The organism is Pseudomonas putida (assembly GCF_028682635.1).
Classification (GTDB): domain Bacteria; phylum Pseudomonadota; class Gammaproteobacteria; order Pseudomonadales; family Pseudomonadaceae; genus Aquipseudomonas; species Aquipseudomonas putida_AE.
In genome coordinates, this window is the sequence record NZ_JANHLK010000032.1 from 15,669 (window position 1) to 33,673 (window position 18,005).

The 18,005-nt window shown below is 62.0% G+C and carries 15 protein-coding genes; 12 read left to right on the plus strand and 3 right to left on the minus strand.

The window, feature by feature from the left end:
* Positions 1 to 71 precede the first annotated feature (71 nt).
* The 3 genes from NPS56_RS27040 to NPS56_RS27050 all read right to left on the minus strand — a co-directional run bounded on the left by NPS56_RS27040 (position 72) and on the right by NPS56_RS27050 (position 2,420).
* Entirely contained in the window at positions 72 to 443 is a 372-nt protein-coding gene (locus NPS56_RS27040) for a translation initiation factor Sui1 (protein WP_007914613.1), read from the minus strand.
* A 336-nt stretch (positions 444 to 779) separates the two neighbouring features.
* Positions 780 to 1,349 carry an NUDIX hydrolase gene (locus NPS56_RS27045; protein WP_274077480.1) on the minus strand — a complete coding sequence of 190 codons (570 nt, stop codon included), beginning with the start codon at positions 1,347 to 1,349 and terminating at the stop codon, positions 780 to 782.
* A gap of 3 nt (positions 1,350 to 1,352) precedes the next feature.
* Positions 1,353 to 2,420 (minus strand): DUF2333 family protein, encoded by a 1,068-nt coding sequence (locus NPS56_RS27050; protein WP_274077481.1) that lies wholly within the window; start codon positions 2,418 to 2,420, stop codon positions 1,353 to 1,355.
* A gap of 402 nt (positions 2,421 to 2,822) precedes the next feature.
* On the opposite strand from NPS56_RS27050, the gene NPS56_RS27055 reads away from it, so the two are divergent.
* The 12 genes from NPS56_RS27055 (at position 2,823) to purD (ending at position 17,990) form a co-directional block, all read left to right on the plus strand.
* Complete coding sequence (locus NPS56_RS27055) at positions 2,823 to 4,493, plus strand: response regulator (protein ID WP_274077482.1); 1,671 nt, start codon at positions 2,823 to 2,825, stop codon at positions 4,491 to 4,493.
* Between the two features lie 1,269 nt (positions 4,494 to 5,762).
* Positions 5,763 to 6,491, plus strand: coding sequence for a methyl-accepting chemotaxis protein (locus NPS56_RS31445; protein ID WP_406591829.1), 729 nt, complete (start codon positions 5,763 to 5,765; stop codon positions 6,489 to 6,491).
* A 189-nt stretch (positions 6,492 to 6,680) separates the two neighbouring features.
* A complete protein-coding gene (locus NPS56_RS27065; RefSeq protein WP_274077484.1) occupies positions 6,681 to 8,423 on the plus strand; it encodes a protein-disulfide reductase DsbD in 1,743 nt (580 codons plus the stop codon).
* 132 nt (positions 8,424 to 8,555) lie between these two features.
* A complete protein-coding gene (gene aroQ / locus NPS56_RS27070) occupies positions 8,556 to 9,008 on the plus strand; it encodes a type II 3-dehydroquinate dehydratase (protein WP_274077485.1) in 453 nt (150 codons plus the stop codon).
* Positions 9,009 to 9,056: 48 nt separating this feature from the next.
* Positions 9,057 to 9,521, plus strand: coding sequence for an acetyl-CoA carboxylase biotin carboxyl carrier protein (gene accB, locus NPS56_RS27075; RefSeq protein ID WP_034149717.1), 465 nt, complete (start codon positions 9,057 to 9,059; stop codon positions 9,519 to 9,521).
* Positions 9,522 to 9,538: 17 nt separating this feature from the next.
* Complete coding sequence (gene accC, locus NPS56_RS27080; protein WP_034149716.1) at positions 9,539 to 10,897, plus strand: acetyl-CoA carboxylase biotin carboxylase subunit; 1,359 nt, start codon at positions 9,539 to 9,541, stop codon at positions 10,895 to 10,897.
* Positions 10,898 to 11,181: 284 nt separating this feature from the next.
* A complete protein-coding gene (gene prmA, locus NPS56_RS27085) occupies positions 11,182 to 12,060 on the plus strand; it encodes a 50S ribosomal protein L11 methyltransferase (protein ID WP_274077486.1) in 879 nt (292 codons plus the stop codon).
* A 30-nt stretch (positions 12,061 to 12,090) separates the two neighbouring features.
* On the plus strand, positions 12,091 to 13,341 hold the full coding sequence (locus NPS56_RS27090) for a DUF3426 domain-containing protein (RefSeq protein WP_274077487.1): 1,251 nt from the start codon (positions 12,091 to 12,093) through the stop codon (positions 13,339 to 13,341).
* Between the two features lie 185 nt (positions 13,342 to 13,526).
* Complete coding sequence (gene dusB / locus NPS56_RS27095; RefSeq protein WP_274077488.1) at positions 13,527 to 14,537, plus strand: tRNA dihydrouridine synthase DusB; 1,011 nt, start codon at positions 13,527 to 13,529, stop codon at positions 14,535 to 14,537.
* The gene (gene fis, locus NPS56_RS27100) at positions 14,534 to 14,854 is read left to right on the plus strand and encodes a DNA-binding transcriptional regulator Fis (protein WP_046819701.1); all 321 of its coding nucleotides are present in this window, start codon (positions 14,534 to 14,536) and stop codon (positions 14,852 to 14,854) included. The genes dusB and fis overlap by 4 nt, the downstream gene beginning before the upstream one ends.
* 82 nt (positions 14,855 to 14,936) lie before the next feature.
* A complete protein-coding gene (gene purH, locus NPS56_RS27105; protein WP_034149712.1) occupies positions 14,937 to 16,544 on the plus strand; it encodes a bifunctional phosphoribosylaminoimidazolecarboxamide formyltransferase/IMP cyclohydrolase in 1,608 nt (535 codons plus the stop codon).
* A gap of 153 nt (positions 16,545 to 16,697) precedes the next feature.
* The gene (gene purD / locus NPS56_RS27110) at positions 16,698 to 17,990 is read left to right on the plus strand and encodes a phosphoribosylamine--glycine ligase (RefSeq protein WP_274077489.1); all 1,293 of its coding nucleotides are present in this window, start codon (positions 16,698 to 16,700) and stop codon (positions 17,988 to 17,990) included.
* Positions 17,991 to 18,005 lie beyond the last annotated feature (15 nt).

Sequence of the window (18,005 nt, forward strand, 5' to 3'; positions counted from 1 at the left end):
CCATGGTGACGACGCCAGGCCTGCAGGTGGGCAGGTCTGGATCAAGCCGCGGGTGGTTTTCACAGAGGCTGCTAGCCGCCGGACTTCTTCGCCTTGAAACCGTGCTTGATCAGTTCAGCCAAGAGTAGCTCGACATGATCGCCCTGGATTTCAATGATCCCGTCTTTCAACGCTCCACCGGTACCACAGCGCTTTTTCAACGTCGTGGCCAGTTCCTTGAGCGCGTCTTCCGCCAACGGCACGCCGGTGATGGTGGTCACCGTCTTGCCGCCACGGCCCTTGCTTTCGCGACGCACGCGAGCGATGCCGTCGCCGGCCGGGATAACGGTCTGTTTGCAGATGCAGGCGTCCACCGGTTTACTGCATTCCGGGCAATGACGACCTGCGTCGGTGGAAAATACCAGGCCACCAAGGGCGGCGAAGGATGCGGCTTTTTTGGCCACCGGCAATCCTCTTGGGAGGACAAAGACTGGTCGCGGCAACCTGGGCAGGTGCCATCGACCGCGAAGCCCCACTCAGGCAGGGGCAGCGCTACTGAAACGGTACAACATTGCTGAAACGCAATTGCTCACGAACGATGACGCCTTCTGTAGGAGCGAGCTTGCTCGCGATGGACGTCAACGATAATGCGGGTAATCGGGTTATACGCGTCGTCCTTGCGTTCTTCGCGAGCAAGCTCGCTCCTACAACAACAACAACCAGCAATACCGGTTCAGTTTGAAAAGGTCGCGCAGTGTAACGGCAAAAACGCCGATTGCTAAGAGCCAATCGGCGCCAATTTATGCCTCTTTTGCGACGTCTTCGCCACGGGCACGAAGATAGCGCTTCAAGGCGGCTAAAGAGTCCGGGCAGTAAGGCTTTTGCTCGATATCGCGCAGCACTTGCTCAACGGGCATGAAGCACGCTTCCAGCACCTCTTCCGGTTGCAGGACCAGCGGGCCGTCCCACACTGCCGAAAAGGCCGAACACCAGAGTCGATTGCCGGTGTCCTCGAAGAAAAAGTGGTCATGCACGGTCAACTCCACCCCGCTCACGCCCAGCTCTTCTTCAAGCTCCCGAGCGGCCGACTCCGCGTAGGTTTCGCTGGCGAGCACCATGCCGCCCGCCGCCACGTCCCAGTAACCCGGGTAGATCGCCTTGCTCAGGGTGCGCCGGTGCACGCAGAGCTCACCGGCGGAGTTGAACAACATGATGTAGGTGCCGCGCCCGATCAGCCCGCGCTCGCGCAGGTCGGAACGCACCAGTGCGCCGAGCAGGTTGTCCTGCTCGTCGACCCAGGCGATCTGCTCGGCATCCGAGGCCGCCCGATGGGCGGCCTCGAGCGCGTTATCGATGGAGCTATCGACCATGGCTCAGCCCTGATTCAGCAATTGACGCAAATCGATCACGGCGGCGTTGGCCCGGGAAATGTAGTTGGCCATTACCAGCGAGTGGTTGGCCAGCACGCCGAAGCCGCTGCCATTGAGGATCATCGGGCTCCAGACCGCTTCCTGCGACGCTTCCAGCTCACGAATGATCTGGCGCACGCTGACCGTGGCGTTCTTCTTGGCCAGCACATCGGCGAAGTCGACTTCGATGGCGCGCAGCAGGTGGGACAAGGCCCAGGCCTGGCCGCGGGCTTCGTAGAACACGTTGTCGATCTGCAGCCATGGGGTTTCGACGATTTCTTCGTCGACCTGCGGCACCTGCCCCGGCGTAATGACCTCGGTTTTCAGCGCGGTGTTGAGCTTGACCCGACCAACGCTGGCCGACAGCCGTTGCGATAGCGAACCCAAGCGGGTACCGACGTCACCCAGCCAGTTGTTCAGGTTGTCGGCGCGGGCAAAGAACAGCGCGCTCTTCTGGTTCGGATCGGACAGGCGAGTCTGATAGCGGGTCAGGGAGTTGATCCCTTCCTGGAACTCGGACTCGCTGGAGGGCAGCACCCAGCTTTTATTGTCGAAGTTGAAACGCGGCTCGGCCTTGGCCAGGTCGGCGTCCTCGGTGGACTGCGACTGCGAGCGGGCGAAGTCTTTACGCAGCGCACGGCTCAGGTCGCGCACCTGCACCAGCACGCCATATTCCCAGCTCGGCATGTTGTCCATCCACAGGCCCGGCGGCAAGCGGTCGTTGGAAATGTAGCCGCCTGGCTTGTTCAGCAGGGTACCGGCGACGCTCTTGAGGGTTTCCACCGTGGTGTAGCCGACCACCATCTGCTTGCCGTCCCGTTCGGCAGCAAGTTGCGCATTCTGCTGTACCGGAAACAGGTCAGGTTCCGCGCTCCAGTACCAACCCAGAGCAATCGTCACCAGCAGGTAGATACCAATCAGTGTGGCCAGCGCCCGGCTGAAAAACAGGCCACCCAGATAACTGCGGGTAGCCGACTTCGGTTCAGCGGCACGTTCAGGCGCGCTACCGGCGCGGTTTTTCCAGTCCAGCATGGCGATATCCTTTCAATTACTTGAGTTCATCGTTTCGACCACAACCATACAACAACGTGCCTTTGCCCGGCACCCGCGGATGGCTTTACAGCGAAATTTATCCAATGCCTTCTAAGGGAATCCCTTAGTCCATAAAAGACGAAAAACTGCCTGGCTTCCAGCAACGGATACGCGACCCGCGCAGCCCGGTGCCAACAACCTCAGGACTCAACTCGAAGCCGGCCAAGCCCATGGCTGACGGGACCTTTGCAAGTATCAGCAGCCAATTGGCGACCGACCAGTCAGAAACTAAATAGATGGATGCCCAAGATTATTAACGTACGACACTCATGTAACGGAAAAGAGATGCTAGCATAGAGCCACCAGTCGACCTCAGCTTGCCCCCTAACTAGTAGTCAGGATATGACCGAGCCAGAAGAGCCCAGCCGCGAGCGCCTCAAGCACCACTTTGCCCAGCGGGTAATTCATCAAGCACGTCAGGTTCTTGAGATATGGCAGCGCCTGCAGCGCACTGAATGGTCGACCCAGGAACTGGCGGAACTGAGCGAGGCCAACCTGCGCCTGCTGCGTTTCGCCGAACGCTTCGAACAACCGGAACACTCACAGCTGGCGCGCCACATCGGCCAGTCCCTGGAGGCTGTCGACGCCAATCGCGGACGCCTCAGCAGCGGCCTGATCAGCGACCTCAACCGGTTGATGCAACGCCTGTCGCGCACCGGCCTGCGTCATGGCGACCAGCTCGACCAGACGTTCCTGCCGCCGTTGCGCAAACCGATCTACGTGATGCTGCAGGATCATGACCGTGCCGAGCGACTGGCCAAGCAGCTGGAGTTTTTCGGGCTCAGCGCCCAGTCCCTGGAGAGCGTGGCGGCCTTCCGCTCCTCGATGGTCGAGCGCCTGCCAGCGGCCATCGTCATGGACGTCGACTTCAGCGGCCCCGGCGTCGGCCTGAAACTGGCGGCCGAAGCCCAGGAAGGTCTCGACCAGCGTTTGCCGCTGCTGTTTTTCAGCCTGCATGAAACCGACACCCCGACCCGCCTCGCCGCCGTGCGCGCCGGCGGCCAGGAGTTCCTCACCGGCACCCTTGAGGCGTCGAGCCTGCTGGAAAAAATCGAAGTCCTGACCTGCGTCGCCCAGTACGAGCCCTATAAAGTGCTGATCATCGACGATTCACGCGCCCAGGCCTTGCACACCGAACGCCTGCTAAACAGCGCAGGGATCATTACCCGGACCCTGATCGAGCCGATCCAGGCCATGGCCGAGCTGGCGGACTTTCAACCGGACCTGATCATCCTCGACATGTACATGCCGGCCTGCACCGGTACCGAACTGGCCAAGGTGATTCGCCATAACGACCGTTATGTCAGCGTGCCGATCATTTACCTGTCGGCCGAGGACGATCTCGACAAGCAACTCGACGCCATGAGCGAGGGCGGCGACGACTTCCTGACCAAACCGATCAAGCCACGGCACCTGATCACCACCGTGCGCAACCGGGCGGCACGGGCTCGCAACCTCAAGGCGCGAATGGTACGCGACAGCCTCACCGGCCTGTACAACCACACGCATATCCTGCAATTGCTTGAAGACTGCAGCTTTCGCGCGCGCCGCGAGGGCAAGCCGCTGAGCTTTGCGATGCTCGACATCGACCACTTCAAGCGCGTCAACGACAGCCACGGCCACCCCATGGGCGACCGGGTGATCAAGAGCCTGGCGCTGTTCCTCAAGCAACGCTTGCGCAAGACCGACTTCATCGGCCGCTACGGTGGTGAAGAGTTCGCTATTGTCATGCCCGACACCGACCTCGAAGCGGCCTGCAAAGTGCTCGACGAAATCCGTCAGCGTTTTGCCGAAATTCATTATCCCGCGCAACCCCAGGATCTCTGGTGCACGTTCAGCGCCGGGGTGGTGGATCTGTGCGAAGACTCTGACAGCTTGCTGATGGCCAGCCAGGCGGACGAGGCGCTGTACCGTGCCAAAGGCGCGGGACGCAACCGGGTGCAGGCCGCCCGGCCTTCAAGGCAAAGTGCCACTTTTTTATCGGAAGAGACCGATACGGTCACAACCCTGTAACAGAAACGCAATAACTTCAGGCACTTACCATTCCGCCTTTGGTAGTCCTTGATGCGCCTGAAACTGTTGACCAATCTCAACACCCTTCTTTTGGTGGCCGTGTGCGTGGCCCTTGGAGCGACACTCTGGTGGTCGCAAAAGGCCCTCGAACGCCCCTATCTGTTGATGGAGCGCTACCTGGGGTTGTCCCAACAGTTCCAGAGTGACGTGGCGCGCAACATTGTCGATTACCTTGCCAGCGGCGATGCGCTGCGCTTGAGCAGCGCCAGCCAGGCCATCGACACACTGCACAAGGAACTCGACGAGTTGCCACCGGCCCTGGCGGACACCTTGCGCCCGAGCCTGACCAACCTGGACGAATTCGGCAAAACCGATCTGCTGGCCGCCGGCAAGCTCGCGGGCGATCCGCAGGCCCTGCTCCTGCAGGCTGAACGAGAGCTGGGCGCCAGCCTTGATCAACTCAGCCAGTACGCCAGTGGCAACGCGAGCTACCTGACCCCACTGCTCATGGCTTCCCAGCACCTGGGCAAGCTGTCGCTGGCCCGGGACAAACTGGTCAGCAGCGGTCGCAGCGAACTGGCCGCCGATGTCGAGCGCGAAGTCGCCAACATCCGCAGCCAGGCCGAACAACTGGACGCCCTGCCGTTGTTGGGCGTGGCGGCCAGCGGTGAATCGAACACCGATGATTTCGCTGCGATGATGGGCCTGGAAAACACCGAGAAAGCCGCGGCCGAAGATGCCGGCGTCGGCTTCAAGCGTGAGCTCAACAGCCTGCTCAGTCGTTACCCGGCGGAACTGACGCGCACTCGCGAGCAAATCCACAAACGTGCCGAACTCAGCGCCGCGACACACTTGAAAATCGCCGCCGTGCAACAGGCCATCGCCGGGCTGGAACCGGTGGTGCGCGCCCAGCACGGGCAGATCCAGAGTGAGGTGCGGCTGATGCAGGGGGTGATGATCGGCCTGATTCTGCTGATCGCCCTGCTGATCGACACCCTGCAACGCAAACTGGCGCGAACCCTGACCAGACTCTCCCCGGCCCTGTCGACCTGGGCCGAAGGCGACTTCAGCCGCGACATTCAGCTGGGCAATACCAACCGCGAACTGCATGACATCGAAGCCTCGCTCAATCGCCTGCGCGCCTATCTGGTGGACCTGGTGGGGACCATTCGTCTCAACGCCGAACAGGTCGCTGGCAGCAGCCGAACCCTGGCCGAGCTGAGCAATGACCTGCACAGCGGCGCCGAACACCAGGCCGGTGACACAGCGATGATCCGCGACTCCCTGGGCGAACTGGAAGCGACCATCCAGCAAGTGGCCGGCGACGCCAGCCAGGCCGCCGATGCCAGTCGCCATGCCGGCCAGGCGGTCGAACACGGCCAGCGAGTCATTGGCCTGAGCCTCACCGGCCTGCATGCGCTGGTGGGAGAGGTGCAAGGCAATGCGCAGATGATCGAGCACCTGGCCGAAGAGTCCGCGACCATCGGTGGCGTGCTGACGGTGATCCGCTCGATTGCCGACCAGACCAACCTGCTGGCCCTGAACGCCGCCATCGAGGCGGCCCGGGCCGGGGAAATGGGCCGCGGCTTTGCCGTCGTGGCCGAAGAGGTGCGCTCGCTGGCACAACGCACCGCCGGGGCCACGGCCGAGATCCAGACCCTGATCGCCGGCCTGCAGAGCGCAGCGCGTCAATCGGTCGAAGGCATGCGCGCCCAGGTCGAACACGCCGAAGCCACCGCCAACCAGGCCCAGGCGGCGGACGGTGCACTGGATAAGATCGTCGGGGCGATCCAGACCATCTCCGACACCGCGGTGCGCATCGCCGATGTCACCGCCCAGCAGAGCGGTGCCGTCAGCGAGATTCGCGATCACAGTGAGCGTATTCACCAGCTGGGTGGGGATAACCTGCTGCGTATCGGCCAGGGGCGCGAGCAAGGGGAGAATCTGTTGGTATTGGGTGGGCGATTGCATACAGCCGTCCAGGCTTTCCGCGTCTGACAGGCCGCCATCGCCAGCAGGCTGGCTCCCACAGGATAAGGGCCGTCCACAGATCTTTTGGGCACTATCAATATTTGTGGGAGCTGGCCTGCCGGCGATAGCGTCGGAACATGCACCATAGGATTACCCGCACTGCACACCCGTCCACTGTCCGCTATCATCCCCCCAATTCCGATACGCGAGATCGTCATGCGCCGTTTGCTTTGCCTGCTGCTTCTAGTGCTCGCCCTGCCGGCCACCGCCGCCGGTTTGCTGGAGAGCCGCCCCAGTTCGACCCTGGGCTCGATCAACAACAGCGCCGACTTCCTGCCGGTGCGCGAAGCCTTTCAGTTGAGCCTGGTGGACAGCACACCGCAATCGATCAAATTGCGCTTCGTCGCCACCGAGGGTTATTACCTTTACCGGCATCGCTTCCAGTTCCGCGCCGACCCGGCCGATGTCAGCCTCGGACCGGCACAGTTGCCCAAGGGCGAACAGAAACACGATGAGTACTTCGGTGACGTCGAGGTCTACCACGGCGTGCTCGATGTGGAACTGCCGCGCACCGACCAACGCGCCTTCACGCTGGTAGTGACCTACCAGGGCTGCGCCGACAAAGGCCTGTGTTATCCCCCCGAAACCGAACGCCTGAGCATCGACGGCAGCGTCCCGAGCACCTACCAGGCCTGGAGCTGGCGCGAACTGGCGCTGTTTTTCCTGGCCGGCCTGGGCCTGACCTTCACCCCCTGCGTGCTGCCCATGCTGCCGATCCTTTCCGGCGTGGTGTTGCGTGGCCAGGTCGGCGGCTGGCGTGGTTTCAATCTGTCGTTGGCCTATGTGTTGCCGATGGCCGCCTGTTTTGCCTTGCTGGGCGCGCTCATGGGCCTGTTCGGCGCCCAGCTCAACCTGCAGGCGCGCCTGCAATCGGCCTGGGTGCTGGTGCCGTTCGCGATGTTTTTTGCGCTGTTCGCCCTGGCCATGTTCGGCGTCTTCGAACTGAAATTGCCCCACGCCATCAGCAGTCGGCTGGACCGCATTGCCGGCCGCACCGAAGGCGGTTCGCTGTGGGGCGCCGCAGTATTGGGCGTGGTCTCCAGCCTGCTGGTTTCGCCTTGCGTCTCGGCACCGCTGGCCGGTGCCCTGCTTTACATCAGCGCCAGTGGCGATGCGCTGGGGGGCGGCCTGAAGCTGTTCATGCTCGGCCTGGGCATGGGCGCCCCGCTGTTGCTGGTAGCCACCGGCGGCGCCGCCTGGCTGCCGAAAAGCGGGCCCTGGCTTATCTACGTGAAAAATGCGATAGGCGTGCTGTTGCTGGGGCTGGCGATCGGCTTGCTCAGCCGAGTCCTGCCGGGGCAGATCACCTTGCTGCTCATCGGCCTGCTGGCCGCTGGCGTCGGCTTGTTCCTGGGCGCACTGGAGTTCGTCTATAAACCGCCGCGAAAGCGCCTGGGGCAGTTGCTCGGGATGTTCCTGCTGTTTTATGCGCTGTCCTGTTGGTACGGCGCCTTCAGCGGTCAGACCGACCCGTTCAACCCGATCGCCCAGCCGTCCATGGTGGTTGGCAACGAGCCCACGCAACAGCCCAGCGCCTGGCAAACCATCACTACCCCGGCAGAACTCGACCGCGTGCTCGCACAAGCCCAGGCGTCCGGGACCCCGCTGCTGCTCGACTGGTACGCCGACTGGTGCATCAGCTGCAAAGTCATCGAACGCCAGGTGCTTGACGACGCGATCGTCGTCGAACGCCTCAAGGGCTATCGCCTGGTGCGCTTCGACATCACCGCCAGCAACACCGAACAACGCGCCCTGCTAGATCGCTACAAGCTGTTCGGCCCTCCGGCGTTGATGTTTTTTGGCAAGGACGGTGTCGAACGCGCCGATGTGCGAGTGATCGGCGAAATCAATGCGGCGGACTTCGCCGAACGTGTCGCCAGGGCGAATGACCGGATTTAATCACGCGGTCATATATTTCGCGCAAACATCGGTCATCGTGCTGGCTATTGCAGAGAACTGGACAGTCACAAAGGCTTTGCGGCATAGTCGCCGGGTTCTGACAAATGCACACGGATAACCAAGGAACAGCCGATGGCCACGCTACTCGTATTGCACGGACCCAACCTGAACCTGCTCGGCACCCGCGAACCGGGCACCTATGGCGCCACGACGCTGGCGCAGATCAACCAGGACCTGGAACGCCGCGCCCGCGAAGCCGGCCACCATTTGCTGCACCTGCAAAGCAATGCCGAGTACGAATTGATCGACCGCATCCATGCCGCCCGCAGCGAAGGCGTGGACTTCATTCTGATCAACCCAGCAGCTTTTACGCATACAAGTGTCGCATTACGTGACGCGCTGCTGGCGGTGAGCATCCCATTCATCGAAGTGCATTTGTCTAACGTGCACAAACGCGAACCTTTCCGCCATCACTCCTACTTCTCCGACGTAGCGGTGGGAGTGATCTGCGGCCTTGGCGCCAGCGGTTACCGACTGGCCCTGGAGGCTGCACTAGAGCAGCTTGAAAAACAGGCTACAGCTTGAACTACAAGCGTTAAACGCCCCTGACCGACCCTTGGGAGTTGATGATTCATGGATATCCGTAAAGTTAAGAAACTGATCGAATTGCTGGAAGAGTCCGGCATCGACGAGCTCGAGATCAAGGAAGGCGAAGAGTCCGTACGCATCAGCCGTCATAGCAAGACTCCGGCTCAGCAGTACTACGCACCGGCTCCAATGCCTGCTCCAGCTGCCGCGCCTGTCGCTGCCGCCGCTCCGGCTGCCGCTGCCGCCCCTGCTGCCCCGGCCGCGCCAGTGCTGAACGGCACCGTTGCCCGTTCGCCAATGGTCGGTACGTTCTATCGCAAGTCTTCGCCAACCTCGCCGTCCTTCGTGGAAGTCGGCCAGACCGTGAAGAAAGGCGACACCCTGTGCATCGTTGAAGCCATGAAGATGATGAACCACATCGAAGCTGAAACCAGCGGTGTGATCGAATCCATCCTCGTCGAAGACGGCCAGCCGGTTGAGTACGACCAACCGCTGTTCACCATCGTTTGAACCGCGGAGAGCCTTTGATGACTGCGAAGTTGGAAAAAGTTCTGATCGCCAACCGCGGTGAGATCGCACTGCGGATTCTGCGCGCCTGCAAAGAGATGGGCATCAAGACCGTCGCCGTTTATTCCAAGGCTGACAAGGAACTGATGCACCTGGGCCTGGCAGACGAGTCCGTCTGCATCGGTCCGGCATCGGCCGCCCACTCCTACCTGCACATCCCGGCCATCATCGCCGCGGCGGAAGTGACTGGCGCTACCGCCATTCACCCAGGCTACGGTTTCCTCGCGGAAAACGCCGACTTCGCCGAACAGGTCGAGAACTCCGGCTTCGCCTTCATCGGCCCGAAAGCTGAAACCATCCGCCTGATGGGCGACAAGGTTTCGGCCAAGCACGCGATGATCGCCGCTGGCGTTCCAACCGTTCCGGGTTCCGACGGCCCGCTGCCGGAAGACGAGGAAACCGCTCTGCGCATCGGTCGCGAAGTGGGTTATCCGGTGATCATCAAGGCCGCTGGCGGCGGTGGTGGTCGCGGCATGCGCGTCGTGCACAAGGAAGAAGACCTGATTTCCTCGGCGAAACTGACCCGCTCCGAAGCGGGCGCAGCGTTCGGCAACCCGATGGTCTATCTGGAAAAGTTCCTGACCAACCCGCGCCACGTGGAAGTCCAGGTCCTGTCCGATGGCCAGGGCCACGCCATCCACCTGGGCGACCGCGACTGCTCGTTGCAACGCCGCCACCAGAAAGTTCTCGAAGAAGCGCCGGCACCGGGCATCGACGAGAAGGCTCGCCAGGAAGTCTTCGCCCGCTGCGTCAAGGCGTGCATCGACATCGGTTACCGTGGCGCAGGTACTTTCGAGTTCCTGTACGAGAACGGTCGCTTCTACTTCATCGAGATGAACACTCGTGTCCAGGTAGAGCACCCGGTTTCGGAAATGGTCACCGGTATCGACATCGTCAAGGAGATGCTCAGCATCGCCGCCGGCAACAAGCTGTCGTTCACCCAGGATGACGTGGTCATCCGCGGTCACGCGCTGGAATGCCGGATCAACGCCGAAGACCCGAAAACCTTCATGCCGAGCCCAGGCACGGTCAAGCACTTCCACGCTCCAGGCGGCAACGGCGTTCGCGTCGATTCGCACCTGTACAGTGGTTATGCCGTTCCGCCGAACTACGACTCGTTGATCGGCAAGCTGATCACCTACGGCGCAACCCGTGACGAAGCCATGGCGCGCATGCGCAATGCGCTGGACGAGATCGTGGTCGACGGGATCAAGACCAACATCCCGCTGCACCGCGACCTGACCCGCGACGAAGGCTTCTGCAAAGGGGGCGTGAACATTCACTACCTCGAGCACAAGCTGGCTGGCGAGAAGCACTAAGCTTCGACCCGATCGACAAGGCCGCCTTCGGGCGGCTTTGTTGTTTCTGAACGTTTCATCAAGCAACACACATCCCCTGTGGGAGCGGGCTTGCTCGCGAATGCGGTAGCACATCCAACATGGATGCCGACTGACCCACCGCTTTCGCGAGCAAGCCCGCTCCCACAGGGTATGTGTTGATGCTTGGGACCAAGCCACTCCCACAAAAGCCCCGCGCTCGCGTAAACTTGCGCGCTTCTCGCAGCCCGCTAGGCTGCAATCAATATTTTTCAAAGGTGCCCGCCATGCCTTGGCTGCAAGTACGCCTCGCCATCAGCCCAGAACAAGCCGAAACCTACGAAGACGCTTTCCTTGAAGTGGGCGCCGTGTCGGTGACCTTCATGGACGCCGAAGACCAGCCGATCTTCGAGCCTGAACTCAACACCACGCCGCTGTGGTCCCACACCCACCTGCTGGCGCTGTTCGAAGGTGGTACCGAGCCTGGCCCGGTACTGGCCCACCTTGAGTTGCTGACTGGCGGCCCGCTGCCCGAGCATCACAGCGAAGTGATCGAAGACCAGGACTGGGAACGCAGCTGGATGGACGGTTTCCAGCCGATGCGTTTCGGTCAGCGCCTGTGGATCGTGCCGAGCTGGCACGCCGCCCCCGAGCCAGACGCGGTAAACCTGCTGCTGGATCCGGGCCTGGCCTTCGGCACCGGCACCCACCCGACCACCGCACTCTGCCTGGAATGGCTCGACGGCCAGGACCTCAAAGGCTGCAACGTGCTGGATTTCGGCTGCGGCTCGGGGATCCTGGCCATCGCCGCCCTGCTGCTGGGTGCCAAAGAGGCCGTGGGTACCGACATCGACGTCCAGGCACTGGAAGCCTCCCGCGACAACGCCGGGCGCAATAACATCGCCGATGAATTGTTCCCTCTGTATCTGCCGCAAGATTTGCCGCAGGTCCAGGCCGATGTGCTGGTGGCCAACATTCTCGCCGGCCCGCTGGTTTCCCTGGCGCCGCAGCTGTCGGGACTGGTCAAGCCGGGTGGTCGACTGGCGCTGTCGGGCATCCTCGCCGAGCAAGGCGATGAAGTGGCCGCCGCCTACGCCAAGGACTTCGATCTGGACCCGATCGCCAATCGCGATGGCTGGGTGCGCATCACTGGCCGTCGGCGCTAGAATGGGCGTCTGCATCTACCGGATTGCCGCATGACCGACAGCTTCGTCACCCAGTGTCCGCATTGCCAAACCAGCTTCCGCGTCAACCATGCCCAATTGAGCGTGGCGCGCGGGGTTGTTCGCTGTGGCTCATGCCTGCAGGTGTTCAACGCCGCCAAGCAACTGCTGGAGCAGGCCGGCAAGGAAGCCCCCGTGCCGACGCCGGCACCCCGGGAGACTGTCGAACCGCCACAGCCGCGCGCCATCAGTCAAAAACAATGGAGCGCCGCCGAGCTGGACCTGGACAGCCTCGACCTGGACGAGGAACTCGCCCGGCTTGAACAGCGGGAAATCCAGCCGACCACCGAGTTCGGCCGGCACCGCGAAGACACGCTCAGCGCTCGCCGCGACAGCGCCGAGCACGACGAAGCCTCCTGGCCCGACAGCCTGTTCAGCGAATCGGCTGCCGATCGCGCCCAAGCGGCCGACACACTTGATACCCTCGAGACGCTCGACGCACTGGATACCCCGGAGCCACCGAGCGAGCCGAGCAAAACCGAGCGCACCGAGCCGTCGCTGTCACTGGAACCAGTGGATCTGGACGATGAACCGCAGCCCCCGCAACTGCGCCTGAACGATCCGCTCGACACCCCAGCGCATCACCCACGCCTGACAGCAACCGAAGCGATCGACGACGACCTGCCGTCGATCGAGCCGCCACGCAAGCGCCGCGAGCGCAGCGAACCCGGGGTTCGTGCAGAAGTGCTGCAGGACCTGACCGACGACCCATTGCAACTGGACTGGCAAAAACGTCGCTCACCCTGGGGTCGCCGGCTGCTCTGGCTGTTGTTGGTACTGCTGGGCGCCGGCGCACTCGTCGGCCAGTATGTCGCCTATCATTTCGACGAACTGGCGCGCCAGGACCAGTACCGCCCCTGGTTCCAGCAACTGTGCCCGCAAATCGGCTGCACGGTGCCCTCCAAGGTCGACATCGCGAAAATCAAGAGCAGCAACCTGGTGGTCCGAAGCCACCCGGAGTTCAGTGGCGCCCTGGTGGTCGATGCGATCATCTACAACCGTGCCACCTTCTCGCAGCCCTTCCCGTTGCTGGAGCTGCGTTTTGCCGACCTCAATGGCCACCTGATCGCCAGCCGCCGCTTCAAACCCGGCGAGTACCTCAATGGCGACCTCGAAGGCCGGGTGGAAATGCCTCCGCAAACGCCCATTCACATCGCTCTGGACATCCTTGACCCAGGCGCCAAGGCGGTGAATTACAGCCTGAGCTTCCACTCGCCCGAGTGAATCGATTCACTGGCCGGCGATTGACGACGGCTTTCTGACTTTGCCCGCGCGGACCAAACCGCTGGCGATAACAGAATAACTGTTCAGATTTTGTTCAATTCAGCCTTTATCCAGTCATCGAGAGCGGGTATCATGCCAACCCTTTTTCGAACTCTCATGATCCGGCCCCACAACAGGGAAGTCCTATGTCGGCGGTACGCATCGGTCCATACACATTACACAACGGCTTGATTCTCGCCCCGATGGCGGGTGTCACCGACCAACCCTTTCGTCAGCTGTGCAAGCGATTGGGCGCGGGGCTAGTAGTCTCGGAAATGGTCACCAGCGACATGAGTCTGTGGAACACCCGCAAGTCTCGCATGCGCATGCTCCACGAAGGTGATCCCGAGCCACGCTCGGTACAGATCGCCGGTGGTGACGCACAGATGCTGGCGGATGCGGCCCGGGCCAACGTCGAGCTGGGCGCGCAGATCATTGATATCAACATGGGCTGCCCGGCCAAGAAGGTCTGCAACAAGGCCGCCGGGTCCGCACTGTTGAAGGATGAAGCATTGGTCACCGAGATCCTGCAGGCCGTCGTGGCTGCGGTCGATGTGCCGGTTACCCTGAAGATCCGTACCGGCTGGGACCGGGACAACAAGAACGGCCTGACGGTGGCGAAGATCGCCGAGCAGGCCGGTATTACGGCGCTGGCGGTGCATGGCCGCACCCGTGCCGACCTGTACACCGGCGAGGCCGAGTACGACACCATTGCCGCGATCAAGCAGGCGGTGTCGATGCCGGTCTTCGCCAACGGCGATATCGATTCGCCAGAGAAGGCCCGGTACGTGCTCGACGCGACCGGTGCCGACGGCCTGCTGGTGGGCCGGGCCGCCCAGGGGCGGCCATGGATTTTTCGCGAGATCGACCATTTCCTGCGCACCGGCGAGAAGCTCCCGGCGCTGGACCTGATCGAGGTGGAACGCATTCTGCTAGAGCATCTGGCTGCGCTGCACGCCTTCTATGGAGACGTGATGGGCGTACGCATTGCTCGAAAGCATGTGGGCTGGTATCTCGCAACCTTGCCGGGCGCCAGGGAGTTTCGCGCCCACTTCAATCGTTTGGAAGATACGGAAGCACAATGCGCCAACGTCCAGGGCTTCTTTGCCGGACGGTTCAAGAGCCTGACAGGGGACGCAAAAGGGGTGGCCGCATGACGATGATGACCGAGACTTTAGTGAGTGGAACTGCACCCGTGAGCGACAACGTGAATTTGAAACAGCACCTCAATACGCCAAGCGAAGAAGGCCAGACCCTTCGCGGGAGTGTCGAGAAGGCGCTGCACAATTATTTCGCCCACCTTGAGGGCGCTGCCGTCACGGACGTGTACAACCTGGTGCTCTCCGAAGTCGAGGCTCCCCTGCTCGAGTGCGTGATGAACTACGTCAAGGGCAACCAGACCAAGGCCAGCGAGATGCTCGGACTGAACCGGGGCACGCTGCGCAAGAAACTCAAGCAGTACGATTTGCTGTAAGCATTCAATCAAACCAGAAAGGCGCCCGCGTAAGACCGGTCGCCTTTTTTGCTGACTTCCTTTGCTTTTGATGGAAATTGAGATGACCGACCAGACTACCCGCCTGCCGATCCGCCGCGCCTTGATCAGCGTTTCCGACAAGACCGGGATCCTCGAATTCGCCAAGGAGCTTGAAGCCCTGGGTGTCGAGATCCTCTCCACCGGCGGGACGTTCAAGCTGCTGCAGGACAACGGCGTTGCCGCAGTGGAAGTCGCGGATTACACCGGCTTCGCCGAAATGATGGACGGTCGGGTGAAAACCCTGCACCCGAAAATCCACGGCGGGATCCTCGGTCGTCGCGGTATCGACGACGCCATCATGAACGAACACGGCATCAAGCCGATCGACCTGGTAGCGGTCAACCTGTACCCGTTTGAAGCCACCATCAACAAGCCTGGCTGCGACCTGCCGACCGCCATCGAGAACATCGACATCGGCGGCCCGACCATGGTTCGTTCGGCAGCCAAGAACCACAAGGACGTGGCCATCGTAGTCAACGCCAGCGACTACGCCAGCGTCCTGGAAAACCTGAAAGCCGGCGGCCTGACCTACGCCCAGCGTTTCGACCTGATGCTCAAGGCCTTCGAACACACTGCCGCCTACGACGGCATGATCGCCAACTACATGGGCACCGTGAACCAGGCCGCTGACACCCTCAGCACGGAAGGTCGCAGCGAGTTCCCGCGCACCTTCAACAGCCAGTTCATCAAGGCCCAGGAAATGCGCTACGGCGAGAACCCGCACCAGAGCGCGGCGTTCTACGTGGAAGCCAAGCCTGCCGAAGTTGGCATTGCCACCGCGACCCAGCTGCAAGGCAAGGAACTGTCGTACAACAACGTGGCCGACACCGATGCCGCGCTGGAATGCGTGAAGAGCTTCGTCAAGCCGGCGTGTGTGATCGTCAAGCACGCCAACCCGTGCGGCGTGGCCGTCAGCCCGGACGCCGAAGGCGGCATCCGCAAGGCCTACGACCTGGCCTATGCCACTGACACCGAATCCGCGTTCGGCGGCATCATTGCCTTCAACCGCGAACTGGACGCCGAGACCGCCAAGGCCATCGTCGAGCGTCAGTTCGTCGAAGTGATCATCGCCCCGAGCGTCAGCGAAGAAGCCCGTGCCATTGTCGCTGCCAAGGCCAACGTACGCCTGCTGGCCTGTGGCGAGTGGTCGGCCGATCGCGCCGCTGCCTGGGACTACAAGCGCGTCAATGGTGGCCTGCTGGTACAGAGCCGCGATATCGGCATGATTGGCGCCGATGACCTCAAGGTCGTCACCAAGCGCGCACCGACCGAGCAGGAAATCAACGACCTGATCTTCGCCTGGAAAGTCGCCAAGTACGTGAAGTCCAACGCCATCGTCTACGCCAAGAACCGTCAGACCATCGGTGTCGGCGCAGGCCAGATGAGCCGCGTGAACTCCGCGCGTATTGCTGCGATCAAGGCAGAACACGCTGGTTTGCAGGTAGCCGGTTCGGTGATGGCTTCCGATGCATTCTTCCCGTTCCGCGACGGCCTGGACAATGCGGCCAAGGTTGGCATCACCGCGGTGATCCAGCCAGGTGGCTCGATGCGTGATGCTGAAGTGATTGCGGCAGCAGACGAAGCCGGCATCGCCATGGTCTTTACTGGCATGCGCCACTTCCGTCACTAAGCTCACGACCCACTGTGGGAGCTGGCCTGCCAGCGATAGCATCCCCTCGGTTTAGTGGATAGACCGAGTTGTCTGCATCGCCGGCAGGCCAGCTCCCACAGGAAAGCGTCCCAGCGGCGCTCAACAGAATTAGCGTCATCCGAGGTTTTTGAAATGAATGTCTTGATCATTGGCAGCGGTGGCCGTGAACACGCCCTGGCCTGGAAAGTAGCCCAGGATCCACGGGTGCAGAAAGTGTTCGTGGCACCGGGCAACGCCGGCACCGCCATCGAAGCCAAGTGCGAGAACGTCGCCATCGACGTATTGGCCCTTGAGCAACTGGCGGATTTTGCCGAGAAAAACGTTTCCCTGACCATCGTCGGCCCGGAAGTGCCGCTGGTCGCCGGTGTAGTCGATCTGTTCCGCTCCCGTGGCCTGGACTGCTTCGGTCCGACCGCCGGTGCTGCCCAGCTTGAAGGCTCGAAAGCCTTCACCAAGGACTTCCTGGCTCGCCACAAGATCCCGACCGCCGACTACCAGAACTTCACCGAGATCGAGCCGGCCCTGGCTTACCTGCGTGAAAAAGGCGCGCCGATCGTGATCAAGGCCGACGGCCTGGCCGCCGGTAAAGGCGTGATCGTTGCCATGACCCTGGCCGAAGCCGAAGACGCGGTGCGTGACATGCTCGCGGGCAATGCGTTCGGCGATGCCGGTTCGCGCGTAGTGATCGAAGAGTTCCTCGACGGCGAAGAAGCCAGCTTCATCGTCATGGTCGACGGCAAGAACGTCTTGCCGATGGCCACCAGCCAGGACCACAAGCGTGTCGGCGACGGCGACACCGGCCCGAACACTGGCGGCATGGGCGCCTACTCCCCTGCCCCGGTGGTGACCAGCGAAGTGCACCAGCGGGTCATGGACCTGGTGATCTGGCCGACCGTGCGCGGCATGGCCGAGGAAGGCAATGTCTACACCGGTTTCCTGTATGCCGGCCTGATGATCGACAAGGCGGGCAACCCGAAAGTCATCGAGTTCAACTGCCGTTTCGGTGACCCGGAGACCCAGCCGGTCATGCTGCGTTTGCAGTCGAGCCTGGTTTTGCTGGTCGAAGCCGCCCTGGCGCAGGCACTGGACAAGGTCGAAGCGCAATGGGATCCACGTCCGAGCGTCGGCATCGTCCTGGCGGCAGGCGGCTATCCTGGTGACTACGCCAAGGGTGTGGCCATCAATGGCCTGGATGCAGCCGCGGCACTGGAAGGCAAAGTCTTCCACGCCGGTACCGCGCTCAAGGACGGTCAAGTCGTGACCGCCGGTGGCCGCGTGCTTTGCGCCACGGCCATGGGCGCCAGCGTCGATGCCGCCCAGCAGCAGGCTTACAAACTGGCGGCCAAGATCGATTGGGAAGGCTGTTTCTATCGCAAGGACATTGGCTACCGCGCCATTGCCCGCGAGCGTGGCGAACAGGAATAAGCAACATAACGACAG